The sequence below is a fragment of the Acidianus infernus genome, assembly GCF_009729545.1.
GTDB classification, from domain to species: domain Archaea; phylum Thermoproteota; class Thermoprotei_A; order Sulfolobales; family Sulfolobaceae; genus Acidianus; species Acidianus infernus.
This window is the reverse complement of record NZ_WFIY01000004.1, coordinates 1807631-1820175: the sequence shown is the minus strand read 5'-3', so window position 1 is coordinate 1820175 and position 12545 is coordinate 1807631. Positions and strand designations below refer to the sequence as shown.

Here is a 12545-nt window from a genome sequence, read left to right as displayed (position 1 = left end):
CTTTAAAAGGAGAAAATTAAATAAGGAAGGTATTTTTAAAGCATTTAATCTAGCTCATTTTAATTCCGCTGGTGTAATGTTTATAAATATTTTTGCGCAATATTCGAAATCCCTTGAGATCTTATTTACTAGCTCATCAGAACTTATTGCAGAGTAAATAAATCTCGGTCTTCCTCCTTTAGAACTTTGATCTTTCATTCTTTGAACAAAACCTATGGAAAGCAATTTATTTAATGACCTATTAACTGAAGCTTTGCTTAGCTTTAGCTCTGCTGCTAACTCATCCTCATTTTTTGGTCCGTTCTTTATTAGCTCTTTCAACACCTTAAAGTCAGTATCAGAAATGTCATAGCAGAAGAGTAGGGCATCTAACAGACCTACTTCCTTTCCTGAAGGTAATTTAACTTTAAGCTTTTGCACTTCCATATCTAATCATGATATATATGATAAAAACGTATATATAAATCTTTGTATAATTTAGTAAAATATTAATTTATTTGATTATTTAGAATATACTTAATAAAATGATAATAGGCTATAACGTTTCCATGTAACTTTTAATAACTGTGGAGAATAATTTTTACATTTATATTAATAAACTACCTATATAAAAGAAGCTAATAGCCCTTTTTAATTTTATTACTCGAGTATTAACTAGAGAAATTATGTCATCACAATTTCTTGTTCATTACAACAAGGAGGTAGTAAAAAAGGAGATCTTTGAATTTTCAAAGAATAGGTGGATTGCGCTTTACGGAAAAACAATGATAAGGTATAACGATAAAGAACCTTTATCCATATCATCTCCGGAAGAGGTTCCTTCTCTAGTAAAGAGGTTTAACGCAAGGACTGTTTATGCAACTGCAGGAAAGTACGAGAAAGTGAATAAAGAAAACGTGAGTGGAGACAAAATATTCGCTTATACCCCTTTCTTTGATATCGACACTAAGATAGATAAATGGGAATATGCAATAAAGGCAGCAGATGTAATTATTTCTGCCCTAGATAAGGAAGGAGTTTCAATGTCTGTTTATTTACTATGGAGCGGTGAGGGAATTCACGTAAGGATAAACGAAAATGCTATACCAAAAGATTACGATCCTTTGACTGCAGCCCACGCAATAGTTCAATATGTACTAAAGAAAGTTAAGGACGAAATAAAGAAGCTTTCAGACGAATCAGGAGGAGTACTTAAAATCGACGAGCTAATTGATGCAAAGAGAATATTCACTGCACCTCTCTCATTCCACAAGGAATTGAATTATGTAGCCGTTTGTTTTTCTCCAGATAAATTGCACGAATTCAATTTAGACTGGGCTAAGCCTGACAGCTTTAGACATGAGGAAGGAGTCTTCTCAAGGTATGTAGAAGACGAAACTGAGGAATTGCTTTCTAAGGCAATCCTTGAGTATAAGCCAACTCACGAGGGAATAAAGCCAGAAAGAAGAACTACTCCGCAAGGTAAAATAGGAAGGTTTCAAGTAATGGGAATAGTCCAGGCTGCAAGGTATTATGTACTTTACGGAGATTTGCCAAAGGCAGAGTCTTTTGGATTAAATAGAGCAATATTTTACGCATGGGCAAAGTATTACGGTAAGGGTTACACTCCTAAAGTTACCGGGCAAAAATTGCCCGCAGAATTTAGGAAAGATAGAATTTTAGTAACAGTTGCTGGAGAACAAGTTTACCAGAATCCAGAGAACGGGCTTTTCGTTATAGGCGATAAGGAGCAAACTCCAGAAGATTATAACAGGGAAATTAAGGAGAAAATAAACGCTGTAATCCCTTACGATAAAGCTTGGGAAGCTACTGTAAAATACGTTTCTTCGTTTCCTAAAGAGGTTTTACAAAATCAGAGGGAATTCTACCAGAAAGTATACTTGCCAATTCGTGACGCGTTCATAGAAAAAGTTGTAAATAGGAAGAGCGGATTGGATGCCTTCTTCAAATGACTCATGCCTCGACTTTTTAAATGAATTTGTTTGTCTTTAATCCATAAAGGAGCAATTTATAGTCCTTCCCGCTAACGTAAGTAGATACTATAGCACTCATTATTATAGAATAAGGAATAAAATACATGTCACCAATCTCCTTCATAATTGATATAAGTCTTACTGATTTTTTTAATGCTAATGGATTTACAGCAGGAGAAACCTCCAGGTTTAGCCAACCGTACCTCTTAACTTCCTCCTTAATTTCTTTAAAGTCCACGCCATTATCTATCGCCTTCTGAAAATCCCTCTCGACGTCATCAATTAATTCCCTCAATTTAACAAATAAATGGACCGCATCTTCTAAGGAAATTCCGCTCTTTTTTAAAGCCCAATTAGCGTATCTGAGGGAGGAGAGTAATATTCTCTTGCTAGTTTCGCTTTTTGATTCTATAAATGAAGATAATTCCTTCGAATCCAATTTTCCTAATTCTATTTCTAGGAATTTTCTTGAAAAAGAAAGCCTGTCTTCATTTAGCTGAGTTACCGTAATCTCTTCGGGATCTATAAGTACCTCGCCCATCTTTAAGCCTACTCTAGGTGGAGAATTAGATAGGAAGACGTATGGCCTAAAGAAAGGGAAAAGCCCTTTAGAAACTAAAATTACGTATGTAGTTAATCCCATGTAATTGCTTACTATTTCCTTCCCAGAGGTCACTTTCTTTACAGCCTCATCAAAATTTGGAGTATAAAACTTCCAAACATAGGGGAATACATATTTTGGCTCTTCGTAGCTCGAAGGTTTAAAGAGCTCCTTTAAGGACAACTTATCTAGAATGAAGTCCTCATATTCTTCCTTTATTTTTTCAGCTTCTTTTTCGTCTTTAAACTTGTTGAGTAAAAAGCTTATAGCGTTTCGAGCGTATTCCTTTCCAGAGATATAATCGTTTAAAACCTTTTGTTGGAAATATGTAGCATACATTGGAAAATCCTTATTCCTTATCTCGTTTAATTCGTCGTAAGACTCAAACTTTATGCTTTCAATAACTTCTAGGTATTCTTTCTCTTCCGGCTTTTTCTCGTACATAAAAGGCAGTAGGAATAATGATACTACAAAGTTAGGGTCTGTAAATTCTTTCCTATTTCCTGCGTCAATCAGTATTGAGTTTGGCAGTATTGACTCTAGCATTTTAATAAATATGTGAAACAAGGTTTAAAGATGTTCCTCTCTCTTAAACCAAATAAAGAAAAGTATTGTAGCGAAGGAGTAAAGGAAACCCGTAATGAAGAATGGTAGAATTAAATTTCCCTCATTAAAGAAGTAACCTCCTATGCTTGGACCTATAGCTCTTGGTATGGATTCCATAAAGTTCACTATTCCATTTGCTCTTCCCCTTTCTTCCTCAGGAATTAACCTTAAGAGGAAACTTTCAAATACTGGAGAAGTCATATTCATTAATACATTTCTACTAACGAATATTAACGAAGCTATTAAAAAATCTGGCGACAAGGGTAGTAGAAAGAGGAGAACTATGGCCAAGGAATGAGTATAAACTATTGTTTTAACTCTTCCAAGCCTTTCGGCTAATAAAACAGAGCCGTAACTACTGAAGGCTAAAGTTAACTCTGATATCGCGAAAACTGGGCTCATTTCTGCTCCCGTTACTCCGAACTTTAAATAAAACCAGAGGGACATTAATGGGATTACCAACCCTGCTCCCAAACCTATTATTGCCTCTGTTGAGAACTTTGATACAACTTTAACGCTACTTATCTTTAACTTTTTACTACCCTTGAACTTTTCCCTTACTGGAAGAACTAGGAGTAAGGCTATTAGGTTTATTAAAACATCTAAGAGAAGTATTCCTTTATATTCTATAAATATTGGAAACAAACTACCTATAACTGAAAATAAGATGGTAAGGCTTTGTCTAAGGCCAAGCGATTTATCTAAATTCTCTGATTTTTCTGCTAATAGGGAGAATAGAAGTCCGCCCGCACCCCAGGTTAATGAGAATATGTATGCAATAGGAATACCTAGAAAAAGAAAGAAGAAGGATACTGTACTTGCCAACCTAGAAATTATGACAAATTTCTTCCTCCCATAAAGGTCGCCAAGAAATGATAAAATGAGAGAAATAAAAGAACCTACTAAAACTCCCAAGGAAAGTAATTCTCCAATTTCTAATGCAGATAAACCCAAAGAGAGAAGATAAAGTGAAATAATTATAGAATTACTACCCATTATCAATCCTGACAATGAAGATGAGAGTATAAGCAGGAATTCTTCCTTTCTCACGCGTATCTATTTAGCTAGACCTTTTTATTGTTAATCTTTCCAGTTTCTACTAATGCTTAAATATCTGGTGGAAAAAGTAGAAAATATGGAAAGCATAAAAGTAAAGCCAGAAACTAAGAAGAAGCTTACAGAAATTGCAGGAATGCTCGAAAAAAAGACCGGTAAGAGAGTATCCTACGACGACGTTATAAACTATTTAATTGAGAAGAAGTTTAAGGATAGGAAAACTGCTGAAAAATTATTTGGAATAGCTAAAGGAGCGAATTTATACGAGGAACTCTTAAATGGACGTAAAGAAGACGAAAATAGTTCTTGATTCTGGAGTTATATTATCGTTTCTTGAAGGGGAATTTAGAGATTATTATGAAAAGATATTGAATCAAGAGATTATACCTTATATCAACACTGTTAATCTCACAGAAGTATATTACGTTCTTTGTAGGAAAATCGGGAAAGAAAAAGCGGAAGAGATTATTAAGAGTATAATAAAATCTGGGTATTATGAAATAGTAGGTGTCAAACCTAAAATTTTAAAATATGCTGCAGAATGCAAATGTATACATTCAATTTCATTAGCAGATTGTTTTAGTATAGCTACTGCAAAATTCCTCAAAACTAGGGCATTATTTAGGAGAGAAGAAGAGCTTGCGAAGAAAAGCATAGAAGAGGTAGAATTTATTGACTGAGTAGTGAGAAATAATAAGTTATCATCGACACAGTAATTGCAACGTCGTAGATTATGTAAACCTTGAATAATAGTAATAATAAAGATAAAATTAATATTACATATATCCATCTTATAAAGCCTTTACTATTTATTACTCCTAATCCGCTTAAAGCCAAGGAAATAGCCAAGGACGAATAAAACCACTTAATGTTGTCTATAAGCGTGGGTGGGAAAGAGGTTATACCTATTAAAGGAAATAAATCTTTCCTAAACTCACCCTCGATGTAGTGAATTAAATAAATTGAAAGCATTTCGACCATCATAGGATAAAAGAACCAACCACCATTGAACGTAAAGTAAAATAAATTGTTCACCTCACAAGCAATATTAAAAGTTAGGCTCATCAAAATCTCATTTGCAACTGCGAGAAGAGATATACTTAATGAACTTATAGAGTTCATCTCAAATTTTACCTTAAACTTCTTAATGAAAGGGAATACCAAAAGAATGTAGGCAACCATCGTAAAATTATTTATTAATATTGCCTCAGCAAGAGACAGTTTACTAGGAAACAGCAAGTAAAAGCTCGCACCTAAAAACATGGTAATCATCATTACGAAGCCAAAAATAACTAGAGAAAAGCCTAACTTACTCTTTACTCTCTCAGCCTCGTGAAGTAAAAATACGATAATCGCAACCATTACTCCAGCAATTATTGAAAGTAAGAAAAAGTCTCCCATGTTCAACTACTTACTTTTACCAAATTTTTCCCTTAACCAATGTCTAACGTCGTAGAACATGATATTATCATAAGGACAAGCGTTTACACATTCTCCTATGCCTATGCATTTCATTGACTTGAACTCTCCATTCTTTATGAAGTAAGCCCTCATGTCAGTAAGCCCAACTGGGCAAGCATTTGCACAGTCCACAGTCTTACAATTTAAGCACTGTTGAGGGTCTTTCACTTTTAGCCTAAATAATCCTATTCTGCTTACTGCTTGATTAAATACTCCCCAGTAGCAATAGCCAGTAGTTACACAAGCGAAAGTTCCTAGGAAAGGAATAGATATGAAGAGAATATACCACATTATGTCAAACCAGATAAAGTATATAAGTAAGGTAATATCTACACCATATACCGTAAAATGTATGACTCCCTCGCTGTTTAGGTAAGATATAACTGCAGAAGCCAATACGAAAATCGAAACCCCTAAGGCTATTGCTTTATACCAAGGAGAAAGCTTAGAAGTTAAGGTCTTCTTTCCAAGCCTTGAAGTTCTATTATACACTTTTAACGCGTCATAAAAGTTTCCTTGATACATTAAAGGCGCAGTACAAGTGACTGCACATAAATTCCTACTACCGAACAAGAAAGAGAGTATTGCATATACCACGTAAGTACCTATTAGACCGACGAGGACGGAATTACTTACCGGAGCAATAGTTCCTATTCCCATAGACCATAAATAAGGAACGTATTGCGAAATAGAAGATATTGGAGAGAAGGTAGGTATATAAATTGAGTAAATAGCATAAGCTATTATCATTAACATCATCCTTACTCTAACTTCCCTGACGTGCATTTCCATCATTTTCTTAAAAGCTAAGAATCCCATTTCTATCCCCATCATTATTAAAAACCATACACTACCTAGCACGCTTCCAACTATATCTATGAAATCCCATATTGCACCTTGTACATTATTTAACGGCAACCAAGGTAACGATAAACTTGAAATGAAACCGCTTATTCCGGGAGAAAATACCCCTTCAACGAAATCCAGTGTCCCTCCCATAAAGAATTCCATGACGAAGGTTAGGAATATTATTCCAAAAGCTAATTTAGAATTCCTTAAATAGTTTCCTTTTATCGAATTTGGACCCGCTAGAGACCTAAAGATAAACCAAGACATGGCTATCATCATTGAAACGTCGAATACTACAAGAGTTGAATAAATAAAGTACAAGAACTCTCCTAGCATCATTAACATATATATTGCCATTAACTCCATTGTTGTAAAGGTCTCTTGATTTGCCCTTAGCCTTTGATTATAAAGCGTTTCATATATCATTATGGTTGCTCCTATCATTATTATTGCTGAAGCCCAGAAAGGTATAACAACGTTGGGGAAGAGTGCAGGGAACCAAGGCATTAATAAAAGTAGTGAAAGAAGATAGTTTCTAGTAATTTTATCTAATTTTCTGAAGGATAAATAGAAAGTAAAGGACATTTCTGCAAGCATTACGCTCACAAACCAAACGTTCTCTACGGAAGAATCTATCGTAACTGGCTTCCCTGTTTGCAGAACTACGAATAGTGAACCCATGAAGAACTCTGAAATAACCATAAATAGAGAAAAGATCGCGTAAATAACTCCTCTTCTCCTTATACTTTTAATTGAAAGGATGGAATATAAACCAAGGAATGCATAAGCCCCGTTAATTATTAGAAAATAGAATAGACAATGGTAAGCGATATAAAGGTAAGCACCAATGTTCATTGTTAACATCATTCCTTCAATGTATAAAGCTGTAAGTACTCTTCTTTCGCTCTTCCATTTCTCTACTTCATAAATTACGTAAATCATTACGACAAGCATTGAGAACGCTATTCCGAAGAGGAGAAGGAAATTGTTCATGATAAAAAATGCGTACCTATGTTTATAAATTTTTCTTACTAAATCTATATAACTTTTTTATGATTATTTCCTTTATATTTAGATTTAATTCTTATTTAGTTATTGTACAACATAATCAAGAATTAGTGAGTATATAATATTTCTTCCTCATCATCCAGAGACGATATAAGAGGAAGAGAGATAGGAATTTACGGAATGTTATCTGCATTAAGCAGAGTACTGGGTTCTTCTTATGCAGGTTTTTAATGAATGATTATCTTTAATAGCTAATCTTATTAGGATTCTTTTCAGCTTTACTTTATTATCCTTTAATAAAAAGAGACAAAATTACTAAAACTGCAACTAAGGCAAAGAAAAGCCTTTATCTTTAAGAGAAGTCAGAGATCCATCCTTCTGAACTTTAAGTACCCCAGTAATGATAGACCTATAAGCCAAGCTAACTGTGCAGCTATAGATATTCCTAAATTAAACGGTGCTCCTGCTAAAGTTAAATGAGTTGATAAGTACATTGCAACAGAGCAAATGGATGTGGGATTTACGTAATAACCTACTATATTTACTACGTTAGTCGGTAAAAATATTGGCAATAGCCCTTCAACTATTCTGATAATGAAAAATAATGCTATTGAAATACCAAGGGTTGCTGACGCAGATTTAATGAAATTGCTTAACATGAAAGAAAGTATGTAATAGAAACTGAGAATTGAAACTAATTCTATTATCATCATACTAACTACAAAGCTTGGAAAATAATGTACTAAAGCTGAAAAGGTATCACCTACTATCAAGCTAAATATAATACTAGTCACTACTCCAGTTAATAATCCGCTGGTAAGCCTGGTTAGATAAAAGTCTGCCCTAGTTAACGGTCTCGATATTATAAACTCTACTGCTCCGCCATCTATAAGCTTGGAATAAAGTACGTAAGCTAGGTATATCATTATTATTGGGAAGAATAGTTGGAATAAGGAAGAGGTTGAAATAACGCCTTGGTTAATTGCGTATTCTATATACGGTATAGGATAGTATTCAAGCATAGTTCTAAATCCAAATGCCGGGGCATTTCCACCTTCTATGGAAATAAATTGTGTTCCGGGTTTGATTTTTAATTTAGTAATAGTTATATAAGAGGAATAGTTAATAGTACAAGATCCTATGGTTTTTAATCTCTCGTTATAGAAGGTTAAATTAAGTATGCCCCTTTTAAAAATGCTGACAAGAATTAATTTTCCCACGCAACCCTTAACTCCAGTAATTATTACTAGAATATTACCACTATTCGATTTATAATTGTAAAATTCTGTTATATTATAAATTATATGAAATGGTTGTTGAGGTGTAATACTTATGGTCTTGTATGCCTCAGATGAACTTATATTAGCCTTTTCTTGATAAGTTGAATATTTAACAGCTATACAGCTTGCATTACTACCTTGAATAACGAAAAATCCTGAGGAGTTACTTTGCGTTATAGATATGACTTTGCCAGTATGACTTAACAACTCTACCGTAGCTACTAACGGGTTACCTTGATTATCGAACACGTATCCGCAAATTATAACTGTTCCATTATAATTAAAAGTTACTCCGACAAAATTCAAATCATAATATGAAGATCGAGGTAAATTTGCTATTGACGCATTATAAACTAAATAACCTATTCCTATGCCTAATACGGCAAATACTACTAAAAAGATGAGAACAGATAATCTAAAGAAGGACCTTTTAAAATCATAAATGATGGGATTCATTGATTGCCACCAATTATTTGGAAGAACAAGCTTTCAAGATCCTGCCTTACATAACCAATATCAAGTATTCCGTAAGGTTTTAACGCTCTTACAACGTCCTCTAGATCTCCCTTAAAGTTCTGTATTATTATTACTCCGTTATTTAATGTAGGCTCTCCAAAATCCTTACAAGCCTTTAGTGCTTCCTCTGACGGAGAATTGAGAATTACCCTTAAAGCGTTTGTGGAAACTAGTTTCCTTAAATCTTCCATTCTTTCTTCCTTAACTATTTTGCCTTTATGCAAAAACACTACTCTATCTGCTAAAGATTCTACTTCTGAAAGTATGTGAGAGGAAAATAGTATAGCCTTCCCTTCTTTCTTCAGCCTTAATGCTAAATTTCTAAAAAACTGTATGCCTTCCGGATCTAATCCGTTAAGTACCTCATCAAATAGGAAATTCTTTGGGTTAGAAATTAAAGAAACTGCTAAGGCAAACCTCTTCTTCATTCCTTGAGAATAGTTCTTTAATTTATCATTTTCTCTTCCTGAAAGACCTACTTCCTCAAACAGCCTTTTCCCCATGCTTCTAGCTTCGTTTGTAGGAATTTTGTAATATCCTGCAATATAAACAAAATAATCTAAAGCTTTTACGTCCTGCTCAAAAATTGGAAGTTCTGGAACCCAACCTACATTTTCTGAGGCCTTTTTCTTATCCTTAGTTATGCTATATCCGTCTATAACTACGTCACCAGAAGTAGGATAAAGAACACCAGTTGCAATCTTAATGGTCGTAGTTTTGCCTGCGCCGTTTAAACCAACAAAGCCTACTATTTCGCCATCGTTAACTGTAAAACTTTCCCCCTTCAAAGCTTGAAAATTCCCATAAAACTTAACTAGGTTTTCTACTCTTATCATAAAATCATTTTCATAAGCATAATTTAAAAGTTTACCGTATTATGATATGATTTTTAAGAATATTACAAAACTTCATTCATTAACTCTTGAGCAATAAACTGAATAACTGTAAGAGAAAAATAGGACTTCTTACGTTTAATTTTCTCAAAAATTCGCCTTTTGTCTCTTTATTCTTTAAAATGATCTTATCTACTAATGAAATTATTATTCTATTTTTAATAATTTTTCTGCTTATATTCCAAGATTTATATAATGCCTCATAATATTCATCTCTCTCATTGGGTAAAGGTATAACTAAAGCTTTGTAGCCCTCAAGCGAGGAAATAGAATCTGAAGGAATAAAAATCATTGGATAAATAAAATTATTATTTAATTCCTTAATCTCGTCTCCTTCTACTTTAACGTTACAGACTCCAGGCTCTTTGCTAAGTACTGGAGTTCTATAATTCTTCTCATTAAGATTTAATATTCTACTCACTTGCCTTAAGTCTACCTTACTAATTCCTTTCAAGCTTATTTGATTAAAGAATACCTTACCGAATTTAGACGACATTTTCAATAAGGAAATTATTTCCTCCTCATCGCCGTAGGAGAAAAGGTCAGGAGAAATCAAATTTACTTTACCTTGGATAGACTGAATTTTCATCTCACTCAGTATTACTTCCCTGGGAATTTTCCTATTTCCTCTCATAACTTCAACTTCAGCCATTGCTGATGGAGCTTTAATTGGGTAAAATTTTTCAGCAGGAGTTCCTATAATTATACCATCCTCTGCTATAGCCTTGTGAATAACGTTTTCTGCCTCGCCAACTACTATAGTATCAATCCAATCTTCCTTCTTTTCCACTAATTCCCATGCCCCTGGACCTCCAACGATCACTTTAAATTTAAATCTTGATTTAAGTTCTCTTATTTTTGCAGAAAATTTTTGGAAAGAATAATAGAACCTCGGATTTTCGCCGAAAGCCTCTTTTATTGCTAAGGAAGGCTGAGTTAACGCTAACGGGTCATTAACATAAATCCCGAGAATATCTGGTTTTCTAATTTTTGACGGTGGTAGTATTATAGAATTTGTAATCGCCTCTATTTTTCTCAAACCGTAGGGAGGATATCTATTCTTTCTTGCAATTGGTAGAATTCTTTCTGGTAATGGCGAGAGAGAATAAAATGTTGCTTCATCTGCTGTAAGTATCATATGCATTTTCTTTTTCTTAAACGCATTATTATGTGTTAACAGTAGAGTACATGGTATTACATAGAGCCTTATAACATAAGGTAATTGATGCACAGACTAACTTACATATTAACGTACAATATCTATAAATTTTGCCCGGATTCAACCAATTATATATATTTATATTATAGTCTTTGTATACATACTTTGTCACGGTCTTATTTCCTTCTTTTACATATTCTTCACAAATTATATGAACATACAGTTTTAATAAATATATTGGAACATTACCGCAATTTGTTACAATGTATTTCAAAATCGAATCGCAATTTAGTATCTCTCCCTTAAGTTTTATTATCGCATTTTCTATTCTAGGCTTTACACACTTGAATTCTGAATAATTGCCTATCAATATTTTTAAATACGTTACATTAGCTATTCCGGGAATTCTCTTGAAACATCGTAAACAGCCGTAAACTAACTTACATATTTTAACAATTTCTTTAAAACCACAATTTAAAATTCCTTCAACGTATACTAATTTACTAGCATTTATAGAGTAGCAGAGAAATACTGAGCCGTTATATAAGAATTCTGTGGCATTATACTTAACATATTTATATGTAAACTCATTAAATTGAATTATTTTAGCATAACATAACGAGGAATATAAGCTGGAAAGAGTAAAGTAAATTACTCCTAAGCCTATTAGTGTTATGAGTACTGATGATACAAGTATTCTACCTATCATTACGAGTTCTATTCATTTATAAAGGAAAGTGGAACCCGAAAGTTTAATGTATATTTTTAATAACCTTAACTGCAGTACCATAAGCTATTATTTCATCATACTCATCGTTAATTCTATGGGAATCGAATCTAACTGAAATTATAGCATTAGAATTAAACTCCTTCGCTTTTTTTATCATTTCGTTCATAGCTACAATTCTAGCCTTCTCAGATAATTCTAAGAACTTCTTAGCTTCTTCTTCTTTATTTAAATCAAATTTTTTATAAAGTAGAGAAGTTCCGACAACTATTCCCAATATTTGTATAACCATATATCCAGGAATTTCATCAGCTGTCGTGGCAAAAATTTCTTGTTGCTGAGACATATAATTTATTTTACATTGATAGATTATAAAAATTACGTTTATCTACGCTAAAAATTTAATCCCACGTTAA

General features: G+C 33.4%; 13 protein-coding genes. 3 read left to right on the top strand and 10 right to left on the bottom strand.

All coding sequences use genetic code 11. The features are described from left to right. Window positions 1–54 precede the first annotated feature (54 nt). Complete coding sequence (gene lrs14 / locus D1867_RS10440; protein WP_155864080.1) at window positions 55–426, bottom strand: Lrs14 family HTH-type transcriptional regulator; 372 nt, start codon at window positions 424–426, stop codon at window positions 55–57. Between the two features lie 239 nt (window positions 427–665). On the opposite strand from lrs14, the gene D1867_RS10435 reads away from it, so the two are divergent. Further along, entirely contained in the window at window positions 666–1952 is a 1287-nt protein-coding gene (locus tag D1867_RS10435) for a bifunctional DNA primase/polymerase (protein ID WP_155864079.1), read from the top strand. A gap of 16 nt (window positions 1953–1968) precedes the next feature. Here the strand turns inward: D1867_RS10435 and D1867_RS10430 are convergent, their stop codons facing one another. Both D1867_RS10430 and D1867_RS10425 read right to left on the bottom strand, forming a co-directional pair. Next, window positions 1969–3120: a hypothetical protein gene (locus D1867_RS10430; RefSeq protein ID WP_155864078.1), complete on the bottom strand. Its 1152-nt coding sequence runs from the start codon at window positions 3118–3120 to the stop codon at window positions 1969–1971. A gap of 24 nt (window positions 3121–3144) precedes the next feature. Beyond that, window positions 3145–4230 (bottom strand): MFS transporter, encoded by a 1086-nt coding sequence (locus tag D1867_RS10425; protein ID WP_338078040.1) that lies wholly within the window; start codon window positions 4228–4230, stop codon window positions 3145–3147. A gap of 85 nt (window positions 4231–4315) precedes the next feature. Between D1867_RS10425 and D1867_RS10420 the strand changes: the two genes are divergently transcribed. Both D1867_RS10420 and D1867_RS10415 read left to right on the top strand, forming a co-directional pair. Beyond that, entirely contained in the window at window positions 4316–4546 is a 231-nt protein-coding gene (locus D1867_RS10420) for a hypothetical protein (RefSeq protein ID WP_155864077.1), read from the top strand. Next, complete coding sequence (locus D1867_RS10415; RefSeq protein WP_155864076.1) at window positions 4515–4916, top strand: type II toxin-antitoxin system VapC family toxin; 402 nt, start codon at window positions 4515–4517, stop codon at window positions 4914–4916. Before D1867_RS10420 ends, D1867_RS10415 begins: the two co-directional genes overlap by 32 nt. Here D1867_RS10415 and D1867_RS10410 read toward each other — a convergent pair. The 7 genes from D1867_RS10410 to D1867_RS10380 all read right to left on the bottom strand — a co-directional run bounded on the left by D1867_RS10410 (window position 4906) and on the right by D1867_RS10380 (window position 12475). Next, window positions 4906–5637, bottom strand: coding sequence for a hypothetical protein (locus tag D1867_RS10410; RefSeq protein WP_155864075.1), 732 nt, complete (start codon window positions 5635–5637; stop codon window positions 4906–4908). The genes D1867_RS10415 and D1867_RS10410 overlap by 11 nt on opposite strands. 6 nt (window positions 5638–5643) lie before the next feature. After that, on the bottom strand, window positions 5644–7539 hold the full coding sequence (locus D1867_RS10405; RefSeq protein ID WP_155864074.1) for a 4Fe-4S binding protein: 1896 nt from the start codon (window positions 7537–7539) through the stop codon (window positions 5644–5646). A 377-nt stretch (window positions 7540–7916) separates the two neighbouring features. Continuing rightward, a complete protein-coding gene (locus tag D1867_RS10400) occupies window positions 7917–9290 on the bottom strand; it encodes an ABC transporter permease subunit (RefSeq protein WP_155864073.1) in 1374 nt (457 codons plus the stop codon). Beyond that, window positions 9287–10186 carry an ABC transporter ATP-binding protein gene (locus tag D1867_RS10395; RefSeq protein ID WP_155864072.1) on the bottom strand — a complete coding sequence of 300 codons (900 nt, stop codon included), beginning with the start codon at window positions 10184–10186 and terminating at the stop codon, window positions 9287–9289. Before D1867_RS10395 ends, D1867_RS10400 begins: the two co-directional genes overlap by 4 nt. A 79-nt stretch (window positions 10187–10265) precedes the next feature. Further along, window positions 10266–11381, bottom strand: coding sequence for a radical SAM protein (locus tag D1867_RS10390; protein ID WP_155864071.1), 1116 nt, complete (start codon window positions 11379–11381; stop codon window positions 10266–10268). A gap of 28 nt (window positions 11382–11409) precedes the next feature. Beyond that, window positions 11410–12111 (bottom strand): hypothetical protein, encoded by a 702-nt coding sequence (locus D1867_RS10385; protein WP_155864070.1) that lies wholly within the window; start codon window positions 12109–12111, stop codon window positions 11410–11412. A 43-nt stretch (window positions 12112–12154) separates the two neighbouring features. Beyond that, on the bottom strand, window positions 12155–12475 hold the full coding sequence (locus D1867_RS10380) for a heavy metal-binding domain-containing protein (RefSeq protein ID WP_155864069.1): 321 nt from the start codon (window positions 12473–12475) through the stop codon (window positions 12155–12157). Window positions 12476–12545 lie beyond the last annotated feature (70 nt).